The sequence below is a fragment of the Salinicoccus jeotgali genome (genome assembly GCF_039538805.1).
GTDB lineage: Bacteria > Bacillota > Bacilli > Staphylococcales > Salinicoccaceae > Salinicoccus > Salinicoccus jeotgali.
Genome location: NZ_BAABCK010000068.1, coordinates 58,786 through 76,690 on the forward strand (window position 1 = coordinate 58,786; position 17,905 = coordinate 76,690).

The 17,905-nt window shown below is 50.1% G+C and carries 14 protein-coding genes and 1 other annotated feature; all 14 genes read right to left on the reverse strand.

Features of this window, described 5'->3' with window-relative positions:
- Positions 1 to 7: 7 nt before the first annotated feature.
- The 14 genes from ABD734_RS10820 to ABD734_RS10885 all read right to left on the reverse strand — a co-directional run bounded on the left by ABD734_RS10820 (position 8) and on the right by ABD734_RS10885 (position 17,834).
- Entirely contained in the window at positions 8 to 1,129 is a 1,122-nt protein-coding gene (locus ABD734_RS10820; protein WP_344704204.1) for a DUF418 domain-containing protein, read from the reverse strand.
- Positions 1,122 to 4,571 (reverse strand): helicase-exonuclease AddAB subunit AddA, encoded by a 3,450-nt coding sequence (addA, locus tag ABD734_RS10825; protein WP_344704206.1) that lies wholly within the window; start codon positions 4,569 to 4,571, stop codon positions 1,122 to 1,124. Before addA ends, ABD734_RS10820 begins: the two co-directional genes overlap by 8 nt.
- On the reverse strand, positions 4,552 to 8,055 hold the full coding sequence (locus ABD734_RS10830; RefSeq protein ID WP_344704208.1) for a PD-(D/E)XK nuclease family protein: 3,504 nt from the start codon (positions 8,053 to 8,055) through the stop codon (positions 4,552 to 4,554). The genes addA and ABD734_RS10830 overlap by 20 nt, the downstream gene beginning before the upstream one ends.
- A gap of 48 nt (positions 8,056 to 8,103) precedes the next feature.
- Positions 8,104 to 8,637, reverse strand: coding sequence for a signal peptidase I (lepB, locus tag ABD734_RS10835; protein ID WP_344704210.1), 534 nt, complete (start codon positions 8,635 to 8,637; stop codon positions 8,104 to 8,106).
- 11 nt (positions 8,638 to 8,648) lie between these two features.
- Positions 8,649 to 9,254: a TVP38/TMEM64 family protein gene (locus ABD734_RS10840; RefSeq protein ID WP_344704212.1), complete on the reverse strand. Its 606-nt coding sequence runs from the start codon at positions 9,252 to 9,254 to the stop codon at positions 8,649 to 8,651.
- 77 nt (positions 9,255 to 9,331) lie between these two features.
- Positions 9,332 to 10,654: a glucose-6-phosphate isomerase gene (locus tag ABD734_RS10845; RefSeq protein WP_344704214.1), complete on the reverse strand. Its 1,323-nt coding sequence runs from the start codon at positions 10,652 to 10,654 to the stop codon at positions 9,332 to 9,334.
- Positions 10,655 to 10,713: 59 nt separating this feature from the next.
- Positions 10,714 to 11,514, reverse strand: coding sequence for a tryptophan synthase subunit alpha (gene trpA / locus ABD734_RS10850; protein WP_344704216.1), 801 nt, complete (start codon positions 11,512 to 11,514; stop codon positions 10,714 to 10,716).
- A complete protein-coding gene (trpB, locus tag ABD734_RS10855; protein WP_344704218.1) occupies positions 11,514 to 12,722 on the reverse strand; it encodes a tryptophan synthase subunit beta in 1,209 nt (402 codons plus the stop codon). Before trpB ends, trpA begins: the two co-directional genes overlap by 1 nt.
- Positions 12,685 to 13,323 (reverse strand): phosphoribosylanthranilate isomerase, encoded by a 639-nt coding sequence (locus ABD734_RS10860; RefSeq protein WP_344704220.1) that lies wholly within the window; start codon positions 13,321 to 13,323, stop codon positions 12,685 to 12,687. The genes trpB and ABD734_RS10860 overlap by 38 nt, the downstream gene beginning before the upstream one ends.
- Positions 13,324 to 14,088, reverse strand: a complete 765-nt coding sequence (gene trpC / locus ABD734_RS10865) for an indole-3-glycerol phosphate synthase TrpC (protein WP_344704222.1) — start codon at positions 14,086 to 14,088, stop codon at positions 13,324 to 13,326. It lies immediately after the preceding gene.
- Positions 14,089 to 15,108, reverse strand: a complete 1,020-nt coding sequence (gene trpD, locus ABD734_RS10870) for an anthranilate phosphoribosyltransferase (RefSeq protein WP_344704242.1) — start codon at positions 15,106 to 15,108, stop codon at positions 14,089 to 14,091.
- A gap of 96 nt (positions 15,109 to 15,204) precedes the next feature.
- Complete coding sequence (locus ABD734_RS10875; protein WP_344704224.1) at positions 15,205 to 15,378, reverse strand: hypothetical protein; 174 nt, start codon at positions 15,376 to 15,378, stop codon at positions 15,205 to 15,207.
- A gap of 41 nt (positions 15,379 to 15,419) precedes the next feature.
- Positions 15,420 to 15,647: a binding site (T-box leader), on the reverse strand.
- Positions 15,648 to 15,724: 77 nt separating this feature from the next.
- Positions 15,725 to 16,918, reverse strand: coding sequence for a MalY/PatB family protein (locus ABD734_RS10880; protein WP_344704226.1), 1,194 nt, complete (start codon positions 16,916 to 16,918; stop codon positions 15,725 to 15,727).
- 316 nt (positions 16,919 to 17,234) lie between these two features.
- Positions 17,235 to 17,834, reverse strand: a complete 600-nt coding sequence (locus ABD734_RS10885; RefSeq protein WP_344704228.1) for a TetR/AcrR family transcriptional regulator — start codon at positions 17,832 to 17,834, stop codon at positions 17,235 to 17,237.
- Between the last annotated feature and the right edge of the window lie 71 nt (positions 17,835 to 17,905).

Genomic DNA, 17,905 nt, shown 5'->3' on the forward strand with positions numbered 1-17,905 from the left:
TATTATATTATAACATGTCTCTCTCGTTTTTCATGTCATTTTCAGAATTATTCGCAAACAAATACTCGATTCCTTTAACATTATACTTTTCCATGACAGCAGAGAGCACGAGGAGAAAGATGTAGGCTGCTGAAGCAAGCCATATCATGGAAGAAATCTCCATTTCTCCATACATGCGCATGCCAATACCATAGAAGACAAGCATGAACATGATATTCGATAACACATAAAGCGTGACGATGTATCTACCGGCACGGCTGAACACGCCGACGATTCTCGCTGGCAGGACTATAGTGGCATAAGCCAGCAGGAAGAAATAGCCGAGGGCGAGGACAGGGCCACCAAAGTTTTCAGCAAGCAGTCGTCCGCTGTAGCTGCCAAGCGTCAGTACTTGGGCCATCTTCATTGCGATCCCCCCGCCTGCCAGCACGACGAAAAGTACGATGGCCATCACGGGCCCGGCAGCAATCATACGCACAACATCAAGCTTGCCGAAGGAAAGTCCGATGAGCAGCCATGGCAGGACAGTGAATATGAGACCATATAAGCTGCTCAATGCATTCTGTGAAAATATTTCAATATTCATCGCGACAATCGCAAAATAGTCCGTGTCGCGGAAGACGGAAGTGTACTCGCTCACATCCTGCATCGCCGTATAGATGATGTCTGTCGGAGACCCTATATTTGTAAGGAAACCGACAAGTACATTCGTTGTCAGATGTACAGCAAACAAGGCTAAGCCGCTAAACAGCGGTGCGCTCCAGTGCGCCCTCACGAATAATACCGTCACCAGGCCCATCAGCGCCAGGCCGGGAAGGAAATCGAATGCATGGACAAAAAATGTATGCACTATACCCAGGGCCAATAGAAATCCGAGCACCTTGGCCAGATTCCCGACTCCGACCCCTCTATAGGAATGGATGAGATAGCCGCCCAACAGTGCAATCAGAGGGACGACTGCTCCTCCGATGAAGATATCAAGCGCTAGGAAAGTGCTGAGATTGATTCCGTGCAAGTATTCGTATGGGTTCACTGCATCGTAGGGCATCATGAAATATAATCCGTTCATCAGGAGGGCAAGGAACAAGGCAAAGCCAAGTATACTTCTGGCCCTCATATTATCAGTCATCAATTTTAACCGCTCCATACTCAAAGAAATATAGGTATACAGTAACATTTTTATTGAGGGCCTGCATGATGGATCGCCTGTATATGTCCATCTGTGTACGGTAACGATCGATCAGATCATCCACTTCATCCCCCGGACGCAGCCGGTCTGTCTTATAGTCGATGATGACATAGCCCTCCTCCATCTCAAGCAATACATCGACGATTCCCTGGACCATCTGGCTGCTGAAGTCCGAATATCCGATTGCTGCCTGGTTCATGATGAAAGGCGTCTCCGTATATATCTCCAGGCTGTCATCCAACAGCTGGCGCATATCGTCATCAGACATGAAGCGATTCATGTTGATCATCATCTTGTCGCGGTGGGCATCCGTAATCAGAGGGTCTTCTTCAGTATGCACTCTGATCATATCGAGCATGAAATCCTCAAGCGGCCCCTCTTCTATTTTATCCATACCGCTTATTTCATCGTACCGGTTCAGAAGATGCATCATCAATTCGTGCATCATGGTACCAAACACAGGCGCTTCCATCGAGCTGCTCCTGAAATTGGGGGCCCTCAAATTCGGCGTGCGGTCATGCCGGATAACCGCACTATCATCTGGCGGCGTTTCATTCCGCCTTTTTATTTCCGTTACCGATTCCTTATATACGGTGCGCGTCGCCGCCTGATCCGGATAACGGTAAAGGATGCGTTCCTTAAGCAGTTGGTTTCCGCTTGTCTTCAACTGTTCGATGTCATCAAGCGTAATATGCTCCTTCGATTGCCTGACTTCCTTGATTTCTCCGATCTCCGCCATTTCAAGTGTCTGGTTTGGGATCTGATCCAGTACGGGGGCCAGCAGGTCCCTGATGTTCTGGATGGCCAGACGGTCATCTGCATGGACCATGCCGCCTTCATAGCTGAACTTATCCTTCCGTTCATCTTTATAGACAAGTGGAATGATGAGCTGGTGGACTGCACGGGTCAGCGCCACATAGACGAGACGCATCTCCTCACTGATCCGCTCACGGCGGACCATCCGCCTAAGGACTTCCGAATGGATGCTTGGAAGTACTGCCTGATGCTTCGGCATATAGCGTTTGAATGCGATGCCCGCATCAGGGTGCACTGCCGCCTTCCTTGACAGATCCATCATATTCAGTTGGCGATGGAGACCCGCATAGATGACATAGCCGAACTCCAGACCTTTCGATGCATGGATGGTCATGACGCGCAATGTGTCATCTCCATCTGAGACTGTATTCTCCTCCCCGAAATCCTGACCATCTTGGATCATGCGGTGAATGTACGCAATAAAGTCATAAAGTGACAGATGCGACATCTTTTCAAACTCCATGGCTTTTTCGATGAAGCCGTTCAGGTTCGCCCGCCGGGTCAGACCGCCACGCATGCCTGCGAAATATTCCAGTATATTCAGTTCGGCATAGATTTCATCGATGAGTTCCGGCACGCTCATATACCGTGCGTGGGAACGGAACATTTCAAGCGCCTCGCTCAGGATTCCTATCTTTTTCATGACGACTGCAGAGCCTTCATATGTCAACACTGCCTCATACAAGTAATCCTCGTCCGAACGTGCCCGGATTTCAGCAATATCATCTTCCGAAAAGTCGAACATGGGGAGCCTCATTACACCGACGAGATGGTCGTCCTGCAGCGGATTGTCGATGATCGACAGCAGGCTGATCATCGTGCGGATTTCAAGAGTATCCAAGTAACCCGAACGGTTGTTGACAAAAACAGGCAGCTCAGCTGCAGACAGCAGTTTGCGGTACGCTTCATTATCCCGCGTATTGCGGGTCAGAATCACGATATCCTGATAGTCGACGCCTTTCTTCCTGAGCTTGCGGACGATTTCTGCAATATGGAGGATCTCCGCATCACTCCCCGTCCCTTCCGCATTTTCTATAATGTGGCATTCCGATGCCAGCGGTGGGGCATCCAGATAGTTCCCTTGAACAAGCCGATGGGTTTCGTCGTAATCGACTTCCCCGACTTCCTTGTCCATAATACGTCCGAACACATCATTCGTCACATCAATGACTTCCCCCCGTGAACGGAAGTTATGGTTCAGACTGATCAGCCTGCCGCTTCCCGGATTTTTGAAGCGTTCCGCCTTCTCAATGAATAGTGAAGGGTCTGCCTGCCTGAATTTATAGATGGACTGTTTCACATCCCCTACCATAAATAGGTTGCCGTCCTGTTCGTCCCCCGACTTCAGCGATTGTATAATCGCTTCCTGCACACGGTTGACATCCTGATATTCATCGATCATGACTTCCTTGAACTGTGCACGGTAGCGGCGTCTGATGTCACCATCTTCAGCACCCAATATGGCCAGGGCATAATGTTCATAGTCCGAAAAGTCCATTTCATTGCGTGCCCTCTTTTCGCTCTGGAACCGTTCGAGTACTTCCAGTGCGATTTCAATCAATGTGTTCCTTATGCCATTGAGGGGCGACAACTCCTCCTTGACGAGGGAGAAGGTGTAGGCGGGTAGTTCACGTATTTCCTGGTACCGCTTCTTAACCCGGTTCTGGACGTCGAGCAATCGTTTTTTCTCATCTTCATCTTCGATATTGCGGATGAACGCCGAGCGGCCGTCCTTGAGCATATAGAGCGGGAGCTCGACCGGCTCACCGTTGCCGTTGGTCTCCATCGCTTGGCGCACACTCTTCTCAAGTGTTTCCAGCCCGTCAAAGGCATCCCGCACTTGCGTTTCTTTTATGGAAGTGTGTACCGCTGTCCTGTAATGCTCAAAAAGCCGTTCAATATCCGGGTACAGTGCGGCGAGCTTCAGGCTGACATCATGGTTGTGGGAGGCCAGTATGCCCTGAAGATACGCTTCATCCTGATACTGGTCCAGGTTCTCCTCGAGATACCCTCTCGGATCTGGACTCGCCACAGCGGTATGGTACAAATCCCGTATCGTGTTCTGGAGCCCGTCGTTGCTCTTGTCGGATGACAGCATCATAGCCAGCTGGTTGAAATCCGTATCCGCTTTTTTATAATAGGTTTCCAAAACATTCGAAATGGCCTGTTCAAGCCTGATTTTCATTTCGACATCACCCAATGTGCGCATATCAGGCGGCAGTCCGATTGCATTATAGTGCATCTGGATAAGATGTAGGCAGAAGCTGTGGAGCGTCTTGATATGGGCTTCTTTGAGCTTCAGGATTTCTGCATATATGGCCGGGTCGCGCTTATCCTGGTAGGCTGCCTGCAGCGCCGCCTCGATTTTATCTTTCATGTCCCGGGCGCTCATATTGGTGAATGTCGCCACGAACACTTCATCGATGCTGTATTTCCCGCTGAGCACCTTACGGATGATACGTTCGACGAGGACGGTGGTCTTACCGCTTCCCGCTGCCGCCGCCACCAATACATCAGACCCCTCATATTCAATTGCCTCGAGCTGTCTATCCGTCCACTGGACCATCTATGGCCACCTCGCTTTCAAATTCACCTATCGATTCTTCATCATAGGCGCTGACTCTTATATCTTCACGGTTCATCAGAGCATCGATATGGCATGCCGACTTGAAGTCGCACATCTCACAAGGCAGCCTTCCGCCTTCCATCTCCATCGGCGATACGCGGACATCACCACTGTAGATTTTGTCAGTTGCCTCCCGGTACATCCCCAATACGTGCGTCGCATAATGGGTAAACAGATGAGGACTCATATACCGGTGCCGGGTCCGGCCGTTGATCTTCCCATTCTTCGTGACCGATACGGGGAGGTAGCGGCCATATTCCTTGAAATCTTCAAATTCCGACAGCATGCCCTGGATGCCGATGGAACGCTCGTCGATGATGCCGTCATATTCTGGATGCTCGTTGATGAACATCCCGTCTGGGCGCATGCGCTTTTGGCGTTCCGTTTCGACCGTCTCGAGCGAGGCTTCATCATCAAGCGCAATGAGCGGATCACGCACCGGAAAGAACAACATGCTGTTTGGCATTATCTTTTCTTTGCCGAAATGCTCAGGACCATGCTTCATCAGCACGTACATATAGGTGATCATCTGAAGTTCAAGCCCGTTCAATATGCCTGCACGGGATATGCTCCTCGTACTCGACTTATAGTCGATCAGATTGACGTATGCAGAGTCCCCGATGTCATACATGTCGATGCGATCGATCTTTCCGCGCAGAAGGATCTTGTAGCCGTCATCCGACGTCAGCGTCACCGCTTCCATTTCACTGTCTCTGAAGCCGAACGACAGCTCTGCATCCTTTATCTCGTATTCTCCACTCGCTTCCATATCCTTCATGAAGAGTAATAGGCGCATGATGGCATCCCCGGCACGCTTTTTCAAGGACTGGTAGTAGCCTGTGCGCTCGAATATACCGTATTGGATCGCTTTGGAAAACCGTTCTATCCCGTGGTCCACGGCGCGCTCTATAGTCTCTTCCTCATGCAGCAGCGTATAGTCCAGTTGCTTCACGACGTCATACAGCACCTCGTGGTACAAGTTGCCGAGCTCAAGTGGCGCCACCTCATACGGCTTGCGTATCCGGAGCTTCAGTCCATAGCGGCTGAAATGTTGGAATGGGCATCTGAAATACGATTCGAATCTCGACACACTGGCCTTCATCTCATTGGAGTAGAGCGCTTCCGCTGTCTCCCGTGCCAGCGGCTCTGCCCGATTGTCATGCGTAAGGTTACGCCTGAGGCGGGGATAGACATCATGCCAACGTTCCTCGGCCACTATCTGATAGGCCTCAATCCATCCCCTGTACTCCGGCAGCGAAAGGAATGCTTTTGGTCCGTCGACCGGAGCCGTCATCATTTCACGCATCTTAAGATGCAGTAAAGGCTCCATGCTGTCGATCGAAGTAATCAGGCGCCTTGGTGCGAAGCGGTCATATTCATTGGTCTTCCGGTATTCATAGTGCCTGACGCCTGCTTCTCCCGGCAGCAGTTCCGCCATGAAGGGGCTGATCTTGGTGCCGTCCCCTGACGGCAATGTATTCGACCAACTCAAATACAATCCTTCAGTCGCCCTTGTCACACCCAGGTAGAAGACGAAGCGCTCATCTTGGGCCAAAGTCCGGGAGCTCGGTGACAGTTCGATATCGGCATGCTCAAATACCACTTTTTCTTCATCTGTAATGATGTCCGTGCTTGTCGTCTCACGTGGCATGACGTCACGGTTCAAGCCGATCATGAAGATGTACTTTTTGTTCTCCACCTTGGAGAGGTCGAGTGACCCCACCATCACCTGGTCGATGGTTGAAGGCAATAGACTGAACTCTGCATTTTTTAAGCCATCGATGAGCGTTTCATAGAAGATGGTGAAGGAGACTTCTTCATCATCAAAGACGACATAGGCATCATCGAGTAGGCGGATGAACATATTGTAGGCCTGTTCCGTCTCGTCCCGCCTTCCGACTTCACCTGCCGCATCAAGCTGCTCGATCTCGCCGACCAGCCTGTCTGCGATTCCTTCATCAATGATGAAATCATAGATGATGCCGATATAACTGCGCACCGTATCCGCTTCCCTGAATGCCTGATACAATGTTTCAAGCCGTGTCAGCATACGGTTCTTGAAGTCGATCATGCCTGCATGCTCTTCCCCTCTATCGACGCGCCGCACCCCAAAGTCGGTGACTTCAGTCTGATAGCGGAAATGGTCATCATCGAACAGTTGGGTCCCTTCGATGCCGCGTTCCAATATGAAGTTCTCAAGCAGGTCGACATAACCGCGTTCAGCCTCTTCATGCAAGTATCCGGCCTTCAGCACGTTCATGAATGCAGAAGCCTCATAATGCTTCATGTAGCACTCGAGCAGTCCCATCACAAACTGGATGAATGGATGCTTATACATTGGTATCTTGCGGTCTATATGATAGGCGATATCGTAGCGCCTGAACACAGACTGGAGGACGGGTTCGTAGTTAGGATCCCGGTGGAGCACACCTATATCCTTATAGGCCGCTTTTCCCTGAAAGACGAGATCCTCTATTTCACGCGCCACATCGTTGACTTCCTCAGTCACCGTCGGTGCTTCGGTAAAGGTAACGCCGTCATAGTCGAACATCTTCTGATTCTGATCGAAGTAGCGTTCTATCTGGATCAGTCCGGCCCTATCCGAGCGTCTGAAATCTTCACCGAAGTGCGTGAAATCAAGCTTGTTATGCCCCATGTAGTAGCGCAGGCGCTCGATCACCGCATCAGTTTTCCGAAAAAGCTGTTTGTTCGTGCCCTCGTGTGTAAGCAGCAGATTGATCGTCCGCACCCTTGTCTCAAGTGCCTGGATCAATGCAAATTCGCTTTCCGTAAAGTTATGGAAGCCATCTATGTAGATAACGGCATCTTCAAGTGACCGGATCGGCACATCTGAATACAACAGTTCAATGAATTGATCTGCTATGTTGATATCCTCTATCTGAAGTTCGTTGATGCGGTCTTCCCATCTGCGGTAGATCATCTCCAAGTCGTGCATCTTATCGGCGACACGGCCAGGTGGCGCATCTATCCGCTCGAAATCATCAGGCGCCACCCGGTAGGCCCTCAATTCACTCAGCATATCCAAAACCTTATCCGAAAACTTTATGTACTGTGCGCTGTTTTTATAGAAGCGGAGCGCCTGCTTCATCTCATTCATCATCTTGTGGAGCAGCATGATGTGCCCGCCTGACGATAGAGCATCACGCGTCGAATGCCCGGTTTCATTAAACACATGCCACATGAGCCGGGTAAAGCTGAAGACAGCTGTACGCAGGCTGCCGACACCTGGATTCTCCACTGTCGGATTGGTGATTATGTTCTCATACCGCAATGTGTTCTGGGTAGGTGTCACTATATATATGCTGGAGCCAAGAGGCGCCATCTTTGTAATCTGGCCGATTTCATCGAACATCTGCCTGGTCTTCCCTGTGCCGCTCACTCCAGTCCAAATATTGATTCCCATATACTCACTCCTTCAAGTAGACAAAAGACACCCGAATAAGGGTGCCTATCAATCGAAATTAGTGCCAAACCTGTTCAGTGGCCAAAAACGCAACTGCACTTCACCTATGATCTGTTCCCGATCCACCATGCCGAAGTCACGGCTGTCACGGCTGATGGGACGATTATCCCCAAGTACGAGGAATTGATCTTCCGGAATCTCTCCACCTTCCACGTCAAGATCGGAAAGCGTAAAATCATCCATGTAGGAATCCCCTGTATTCACCACATAACTCTCTTCAAGAGGCTCCCCATTTACATATACCTGCTTATCTTCCATCTTCACCGTATCCCCCGGTGTACCGATGACCCTTTTGACATAGGCTGGCCCTGCCTCAGAATTGAAGACGACCACATCCCCTGTTTCATACCCACCGAAATATTCCACGATTTTATTAGCTATGACCCTATCTCCATCTTCGAATGTCGGATCCATACTCAAGCCATCGACCGAGTAGGATACGAAAAGAAAGGATCGGATCAAAACAATCAGGACGACTGATACGAGGATGGCCATCAACCATTCTCCAACTTCCTTCTTCATCCGCTTCCCTCCTATTTCTTAAGTTTACTATTGATATACCTCTGGTACCATTTTGAAAAGAAATACAGCACCACAAGGAAAATGATTGACAGCGTCAACTGCAGCGGCGAAGTGAAGAATGATGTAATATCATATCCGACGATGGACATCAGCAGTATCATAATCGCCTTGGCCACTAGCAATATATATAAGTATACGACTTTTTTTATGTTCGATAAAGCGGCTATAAGATTGATGACTGAACTTGGCGTAAAAGGCAGGGACAGAAGGATCAGCAAAAAGGAGAACCCTTTCAGATCGATGAATTCAAGCATCCCCTCCAACCGCTTATGCCTGTGGATATACTTCTGGGCAGGCGCACGGAGGAAGTAACGGATCGTAAGAAAGACAAGGTAACTGCCGCCGACCGTCCCCGAGTAGCTAAGGAGGAAACCGATTATGAAACCGTAGGAATTGATGTTTATGATAACAATCGCAAAAAGCGGAAGGAACGGCAGGAACGACTCGATCAGTGTCAGAACGAATCCGACTAGGGGTCCGAGTGCTTCCACTTCGGCAAAAAGCGATTCCAAGCCTTCCTGGGTGGTCAAATTCTTAAGTAGGGTTTCAAGTTCCAATACGCATAACCTCGCACATTTAATAAAGGCTATATTACAAAGTAATATAGCCTAATCTTCCACCAATTATATAGTTTTTATCGAAGTCTGTCATTCAATTGTTCTCTCAATGATTCATAACCTGATTTGCCAAGGAGTGCGAACATGTTCTGCTTGTATGCTTCAACACCTGGTTGGTTGAACGGATTGACGCCAAGAAGATAACCGCTCATCGCACACGCCATCTCAAAGAAGTACACCATGCTGCCGAACGTATAGGCATCAAGACGGGGTACTTCCACCATCATATTCGGCACTCCTCCGTCGACATGGGCCAGGATGGTCCCGCGCATCGCCTGATGATTAACTTCATCGACGGTCATGCCTGCGAGGTAGTTCAGACCATCAAGGTCCTGGGATTCTTCTTCGATGGTCAGTTCGCTGAGAGGTGTTCCAATGCTTATGACGGTTTCCATGAGCGTGCGCCGGCCTTCTTGGATATATTGTCCCAACGAGTGCAGATCAGTGGTGAAGTTGGCACTGTGCGGCAAGATGCCTTTGTTGTCCTTCCCTTCACTTTCACCAAACAGCTGCTTCCACCATTCTGCAAAATACTTGAGCCGCTCATCATAGTTGATCAGCATCTCCACGTTATAGCCTTTGTCATAAAGGGCGTTCCTCACCACAGCATATTGGTATGCAGGGTTCTTTTCAAGCGCCGGTTCAGCCAGTTCCTCCATGGCGTCGGCAGCGCCCTGCATCATGGCATCGATATCTATGCCTGAAGCGGCGATCGGCAACAGTCCGACTGCAGACAATACCGAGTATCTGCCACCGACATCATCCGGAACGACGAACATTTCATAGCCTTCTTCACGAGCGAGTTTATTCAAGGCGCCCTTCTCCTTATCCGTAGTGACATAGATGCGGCCCTTTACATCACCATGTTTTTCCTCAAGGAGCTGCTTGAAGATGCGGAATGCGATTGCCGGTTCGGTCGTCGTGCCTGATTTGCTGATGACGTTGATCGAGAAATCCTTGTCCTCAAGATAGGTTTTCAATTCGTTCATGTAGTGGCCAGACAGGTGGTGGCCGGCAAATATTATTTCCGTCCCCTCATGTGAAAAAGTCGGCTTCAGCATTTCGATTGCTGCTTTGGAACCCAAGTATGAGCCGCCGATGCCGATCACAAGCAGGACGTCGGAATCTTTCTTGATTTTCTCGGCAGAAGCTTTGATGCGTGAAAATTCTTCCTTATCGTAGTCTTTCGGCAGCCCGACCCAGCCGAGGAAGTCGCTGCCAGCCCCCGTCTTGTCATGGATCATCTCATGCGCTTTTGAGACGAAAGGAGCAAGATTTTCAATTTCTTCCTGGTTCATGAACCCTGCAGCATTGGAATAGTCAAATTTGATATGTGTCATAGTAGCCTCCAGAATATTTTATCCTTCGTTACTATTGTAGATAAAACACAGCGCGTTTTTCAATCAATTTGTCGCATCGCTCCGATTCTGGCTCTTCCCGGGATCAGGCCGGCTATCTTTTCGCCCTGCCCGGCATGCATGAGTTCGACGATCCGGCTGCCGACTATGACGCCATCGCAATGCGCACCAATCTCTCTAGCCTGCTCCCGCGTCTTGATGCCGAATCCGGCACACACAGGGACCGGGCTCACCTGGCGCACAGCTTCCAGATGCGCACCCAATGAATCATCGAAGCCATCCCTGACACCGGTCGTACCATTGACCGTAACGGCATAGACGAAACCTTCCGCCGTCTCGAGCACTTCTTCCATGCGTGCTTTTGAACTGGTCAGCGTGACGAAGCGGATCAGTGCAACATCTGCATCCTTCAACGGTGTTTCGAATTCTGCCGATTCTTCATAAGGGACATCCGGGATGATCACGCCTGAAATGGCCGCTTCTTTACACAGCGTGGCAAAATGTTTGACGCCAAGCCGCAATACCGGATTCGCATAAGTCATGACGACAATCGGAATGTTCACTTCATCTTTAAAGCCCGCAACCGCCGTAAGCACATCCTTCAATATGACACCTTCTGCCAATGCCCGCTTTCCGGCTTCCTGTATCGCCGGACCGTCCGCTACTGGATCGGAGAACGGGATTCCGAGTTCAACGATGGAAACACCGGCCGATTCGAGCTGCAGTATCTGATCTTTAAGGTTCGACAGCCCACCGTCTCCAGCCATGATATACGCGATGAACGCCTTATCCCCAGCTGCTTCCAGATGTTCAAATTGTTGTGCAATGCTTTTTCTGCCCATTAGTATCCACCTTCCTGACGTGCTTTGATTTCTGCTACATCCTTGTCGCCACGTCCAGATAGACATATGACGAGGATTTCATCACCGGTCATCTGACCGGCCATCTTGATCGCATGCGCTACCGCATGGGCACTCTCAAGTGCTGGTATGATGCCTTCTTTATGGGATAGTATCCTGAATGCCTCCAATGCTTCCCCGTCTGTAATATGGGCATATTCTGCACGGCCGATTTCTTTCAGATGGCTGTGCTCCGGGCCGATACCGGGATAGTCGAGCCCTGCCGAAATGGAATAGGCCTCCTGCACCTGACCTGCTTCATCCTGTAGCAGATGCATCTTGGCACCGTGCAAGATACCAACGCTCCCCTCATTCAGAGAAGCCGCATGGTGGTCTGTCTCTATGCCGTCGCCGGATGCTTCCACACCAACAAGGCGGACATCCTCATCATCTATAAATGGATGAAACATGCCGATCGCATTGCTTCCGCCGCCGATGCACGCCACTATCGAATCAGGCAGGCGCGCTTCCTTATCCAGCATCTGACGCTTCGTCTCCTTGCCGATTACGGATTGCAGATCACGCACGATCATCGGGAATGGGTGCGGCCCCATCGCTGAACCCAGAACGTAATGGGTATCCTCCACGTTGGCGACCCAGTATCTGAGGGCTTCGTTGACCGCATCCTTCAGCGTTCCCCTGCCCTGATCGACACTGACGACCCGGGCACCGAGCAGTTCCATGCGGAAGACGTTTGGTTCCTGGCGCCGTATATCTTCTTTGCCCATGAAAATGACGCAATCCAGATCAAGCAGTGCACAGACCGTCGCTGTTGCGACACCATGCTGGCCGGCCCCTGTTTCTGCAACCACTTTCCTTTTCCCCATCCTTCTGGCAAGCAGCGCCTGACCGATCGTGTTGTTGATCTTGTGTGCACCGGTATGGTTGAGGTCTTCGCGTTTAAGGTAGATCTTCGCCCCTCCTGCATATTCTGAAAGCCTTGCGGCATGGTAGAGCGGCGATTCCCGTCCCACATAGTTTTCCAGGTAATGGCTCAGTTCCGCTTGGAATGCTTCATCATGCTGCGCATCTTCATAGGCTTCCGTCAATTCTTTGAGGGCGTGCATAAGGGTCTCTGGCACATAGCGCCCTCCGTATTCTCCGTAATGGCCGTCAGCATCGGGCTGAGTATAGATTTTTTCCACTTTCATCTCCACCTTTCATTGTTCTGATCAATTCAAATATCTTATCTTTGTCCTTCACGCCATGTGTCTCGACGCCACTTGATACATCGACGGCTGCGGGCGCAACCACATGTTGTGCTTCCTTGATGTTGCCTGCATTGATGCCGCCGGCGAGCACCAGACGGGAATGGTCGAGCGCCCTACCCTCGAGTGCCGACCAGTCAAACTGTCGTCCGCTCCCTCCACGGTATTCTGCCGGTGGGCTGTCGATGAGTATATGGCAGGCGTCATACCGGAACATTTCTGCAATGGGCATACTGCCGATGGAAAACGCTTTGATCACTGGCATTTTCAAGCCTGCAGTATATGCACGCGACTCATCCCCGTGCAACTGCACATAATCGAGGCCCACCGTTTGATGGATATGTTCGATATATTCAGCCGGGGCATCGACGAAAACACCCACGCATTCGACTCTGCCTCTAACTGCTTCCGCCATTTTTTTAGCCGCGTTGATGTCGACTTGACGAGTACTGGGTGCAAACACGAATCCGATCATATCGGCTCCTGCTTCTGCAGCCCATCTGGCTGCTTCGACCGTCTGGATGCCGCATATCTTAATCTTCACCTACAGCACCCCTTTCAGGGCGCGGATTGTTGTGGCCGGGTCCTCTGCAGCCATCAACGTCTCCCCAACGAGTAGTGCTGCGGCACCGGCCACCCTCATCCGCCTGCCGTCTTCTGTTGTACGGATGCCGCTCTCAGCGATGAAGTGCACCGGATGATGACCATATGCTTCAAGCAGTTTTTCTGTATTTCCCAAATCCACTTCAAATGTCTTTAGGTTGCGGTTGTTGATGCCGATGAGTGCGGGCTGAATCTCCAATGCGCGCTCCATCTCTTCTGCAGTATGCACTTCCACTATGCATTCAAGGCCATAACTGGAGGCATATGCAAACAGCCGCGCCAGCATTTCGTCGTCCAACGCTGCCACAATCAGAAGGATGATGTCAGCTCCATGCCGGTATGCCCGGTCGATCTGCCGCTCGTCTACGATGAAATCCTTGTTCAGTAGAGGCAGCCCGACCACTTCCCGGACCGCTTCAAGGTCCGCCATTGACCCTTTGAAATATTCAGCATCGGTCAACACTGAAATGGCATCCGCACCGCCTGCTGCATATTTCTCTGCCTGTTCATCAGGCTTCATCCCGATATTGATGTCCCCTTTCGACGGGGAGGCCCGCTTCACTTCCCCGATGATGCCCATCGTCCCGGCGGTGTCAAGCCGATCCTTCAAGGAGATGGGCGTTCTGTCCAATATCTTTTCCTCGGCGGTGAGGCGTGTCATTTCCCGCCGTTTATATGCAATGATGTCATCTAATATTGTAGTCATTCAAAGTCCTCCTCTTTTTGAATACGTGACGAGCCGGTTGAGTTTGGCCAGGGCATGTCCAGATGAAATGCTTTGCCGCGCCATTTCGATGCCTGTCTGCACGGAGTGGGCCTGTTTGGCGCAGTACAGCCCGATGCCGGCATTCAGCAATATCGTGTCGCGCTGGGCTGGTGTCGCTTCATCAGTCAATACGTCCTTCAGAATCTGCGCATTCTCTGCACTGCTGCCGCCGTTGATTTCTTCCCGTGTATAAGAGGGGAGGCCGACCGACTCCGGAGTGAAGGTCATATCTTCGATTTTTCCGTCATCTAGTATGGTCATATGATTTTCACCGAGCAGCGAGGCTTCGTCCATTCCGCCCGCCCCATTGATGACTACCGCTCGGCTCCTTCCAAGTCTTTTCAGCACTTCTGCCATCGTCCTCACCTTATCCTGCCGATAGACACCGAGAAACTGGTAATCGAGTGCCACCGGGTTGATGAGTGGCCCGATCAGATTGAATATCGTCGGCACTTTAAGGTCGTTACGCACTTTCATGATGCGTTTGATCTTTGGATGGACATGGGGAGCAAAAAGAAAAGTGATGCCATTGTCATCCAACAGATGATCGATATCACGCGGCTGAAAAGACAGCGATACGCCCAGTTCCGCCAACACATCCGAGCTCCCGGTCCTGCTTGTGACGCTTCTGTTGCCGTGCTTCGCAACTTTTACGCCTGCTCCTGCGAGGACGAAGGCGGAGGTCGTCGAAATGTTGAAGCTGTTGGAACCATCCCCGCCTGTCCCGCAGTTATCCATGACACCTGGAACATCGCGCAGTATGGGCATGGCATGTTTCCTCAACACCTCCACAAGCGCCGTAATCTCGACCACGGTCTCCCCTTTGGCTTTCAAGCCCATCAGAAAGGCCGCTATTTCACTGTCGCTCACTTCGTCTGTCAGCAGTATGGAGACTGCCTCTGCCATTTCCCTGCCGGTCAGATCGGCGCGTTCCGATAATTTTGCCAAGTGTGCCTTCATGCTGCCGTAATGTGTTCTTGCCAGTACTTCTGCCATCATATTTTTCCCTCCCTAAAATAAAAAAACTCCATAGACCTATTGTCTATGGAGGACGATTCACCGCGGTGCCACCTCGCATTGGGCGGACTCGCCACCCCTGCTCTTGCCGCGTAACGTGTGGCAGACGGATGCATGCTGATCAGGCCCATTCATCGACGTTGCATGGACCGGTTTCCAGCTCCCCCGGTTCTCTGTACCATGCAGTACGCCACTACTTGTTCTGATATGCATCTTCTTCAATTTTTAAATACAAAAAGCTCCCCTGTCACTGTAAAAAGGACGGGGAGCCGTGGTGCCACCTTTATTGATCGGTCAAGCCGATCCGCTCAAGATGCAGCATAATGCTGCATCTTCCATGTAACGTTGGAAATACGCCGGGGATTTAATCGTCCACCGGTTGCACAGAAGTCCATTCACACTGCCATTGCACCGGTTCACACCACCCACCGGCTCTCTTTTGCAACTTGGCAATTGCTACTTGTCTTCATCAATCAAAGTGATTCATTTAATTGAAAATCATATTACTACAATCAAATTATGATTGCAACCCTATTTCTGAATTATTTTATGAGTCCAATTATTTCTCCACATCTTTGAACTCATCTTTTATGCAGTTCATCGCTTCCTCCAGGACAGATCTCGGAGAAGGGACGCATATCCTCTGGAACCCTTCCCCCTCTTTGCCGAAGTTACTGCCGTCCTGCAGCAGGACATTGGCCTTATTGTAGATGCGGTCATGCACTTCCTCATCCGACAGGCCATAACCGCTGAAATCCATCCACAGCACATACGTGCCGGCAGGGTGCTCCACTTTAACGGTTGGCATTTCTTCTTTCAGGAAATTGATGACGAAATCTATATTGCCATCGATATATTCCCTCACCTGTTCCAGCCATTCATCTCCCTCATTATATGCTGCAATCAAAGCAGATACAGTGAATGGACTCGGCATGCTCGTCCCCTGAGCCTCCTTGAACTGCTGCCTCTTTGCCTCATCGGTGATGACGACATTAGTGCAGTGCAGGCCGGCCAGATTGAATGTCTTGTTTATCGCAGTCATGGAGATGATGTGATCTGTATGATCAGACGTTTTCGCAATCGGCGTGAATGTTTCCCCGATGCGTATCAGATCTCCATGGATCTCGTCGGCTATGATGATGACGTCATTCTCCCGGCAAATTTCAGATAACCGCTTCAGATCTTCTGGACTGAATATGTTACCCGTCGGGTTATGCGGACTGCACAGGATGAACATGGTGACATCTTCCTTTTTGGCAAGGACTTCGAAATCATCGAAGTCGATATGATGATGCCCTGCCTCATCCCTGATAAGCGCGTTGTTCTCCACGACACGCCCATTGCCTTCGACAGCTGCAGTGAATGGTGGATAGACAGGCCGTTGTATGATGATGCCGTCACCCGGCTTCGAATAGGCTTTGACGGCGACATTCAATGCATGGACCGTGCCCGGGGCATAAATTATTTCTTCTTTATTTATAGTCCAGTCGTATCTATCTGAAAACCATTTCTGTATCGCTTCATAATAAGCATCCGGGGCTAATGTATAACCGAATATTTTATGATCGACGGTTCTGTGCAGCGCATCGATGATCGGCTCCGCCACCTGAAAATCCATGTCGGCCGTAAATAATGGGATGGTGTTTTCATCGTAGTGGTCCGTCATCCCCATTTCCTTGAGCAGCTCGCCACCATCCCATTTTATGGCATATGTTTCCCTTCTATTTACAGGTGTATCAAAATCATATTTCATCAAAATCGCTCCTTGTCGTAATTCTATTATCACTCATCCTTTAATTATAACGCTTCAAAAGATCAGTTTGAAACAATTGAATTGAAGAGCCCTTCAGTCTTGCCATCTGACGCACGGCTCACAATCGAATTGGCTCATCGACTGCCTTGATCAACTGATTTTCCACATCACTCAGCATGCTCAGTCACTTTTCAACGAAGCAACCATCTATTCTACAGATTTGTCTGTTCATTTGGTATAATGGAACGTAATAGTTACCTCTACTTAGATTACAACTCTCCGTTGCTGTATCCTTCTATACACTGACTGGAAGCACCTAGTCGCTTTTTTTCGCTGCTCTGAACATCTCGGTTGTAATTCTCATCACGCCTTCATTGAAGACACGTTCATATATCATGCCGAGCCGCTCTTCAGTGATATCCTCTTCATTTTCGACCCAACGCTGATACATGCCGATCATTCCAGATACATGGTATTCAATGATGTATTCATAGTCTGATAGCTCCTGGATGCCGATATCGCCTGCAAAATCCAATATCACCCGCCTGAAGCGCGCCTTCAGTTCATACTGGAAGCCGGGGTCTCCCTCCGGCCCCAGCAATATGGCGATGCGCGCCCTGTTTTCCCTGATGCAATGGGAAACATTCTCGAACGATCTCTCAAGGGGGGTGTGGTCATCACTGAGCATCTTCAAACGCTCGATGATGGTTTCCTCACTTGGCAGGAGCAATTTCTTCTCCGTCTCCAGCACTTCGTAGACGTCTGCAAAATAAGTGTAGAATGTCCCACGGTTGTATCCAGCGAGGTCCGTGATTTCCTTGACGGTAATCTTATCAAGAGGCTTCGAGACGTACAAGGTCCAGAATGCTTCAACGAAATTATGACGGGTTTCTTCTTTACGACTTATTTTGGACATAATATTTCCTCCTTTCCAACACTCCTCATTGGATTGTAGGTTGAATCATATATATAATTTAACTAATATTG

Coding starts and splice junctions, on each gene's coding strand:
- trpA (WP_344704216.1), bottom strand. CDS start 11,514: ATGGGCAGAAAAAGCATTGCACAACAATTTGAACATCTGGAAGCAGCT.
- trpB (WP_344704218.1), bottom strand. CDS start 12,722: ATGAAAGTGGAAAAAATCTATACTCAGCCCGATGCTGACGGCCATTAC.
- lepB (WP_344704210.1), bottom strand. CDS start 8,637: ATGAAGAAGGAAGTTGGAGAATGGTTGATGGCCATCCTCGTATCAGTC.
- ABD734_RS10845 (WP_344704214.1), bottom strand. CDS start 10,654: ATGACACATATCAAATTTGACTATTCCAATGCTGCAGGGTTCATGAAC.
- ABD734_RS10820 (WP_344704204.1), bottom strand. CDS start 1,129: ATGACTGATAATATGAGGGCCAGAAGTATACTTGGCTTTGCCTTGTTC.
- addA (WP_344704206.1), bottom strand. CDS start 4,571: ATGGTCCAGTGGACGGATAGACAGCTCGAGGCAATTGAATATGAGGGG.
- ABD734_RS10875 (WP_344704224.1), bottom strand. CDS start 15,378: ATGCATATCAGAACAAGTAGTGGCGTACTGCATGGTACAGAGAACCGG.
- trpD (WP_344704242.1), bottom strand. CDS start 15,108: ATGAAGGCACACTTGGCAAAATTATCGGAACGCGCCGATCTGACCGGC.
- trpC (WP_344704222.1), bottom strand. CDS start 14,088: ATGACTACAATATTAGATGACATCATTGCATATAAACGGCGGGAAATG.
- ABD734_RS10885 (WP_344704228.1), bottom strand. CDS start 17,834: ATGTCCAAAATAAGTCGTAAAGAAGAAACCCGTCATAATTTCGTTGAA.
- ABD734_RS10830 (WP_344704208.1), bottom strand. CDS start 8,055: ATGGGAATCAATATTTGGACTGGAGTGAGCGGCACAGGGAAGACCAGG.
- ABD734_RS10880 (WP_344704226.1), bottom strand. CDS start 16,918: ATGAAATATGATTTTGATACACCTGTAAATAGAAGGGAAACATATGCC.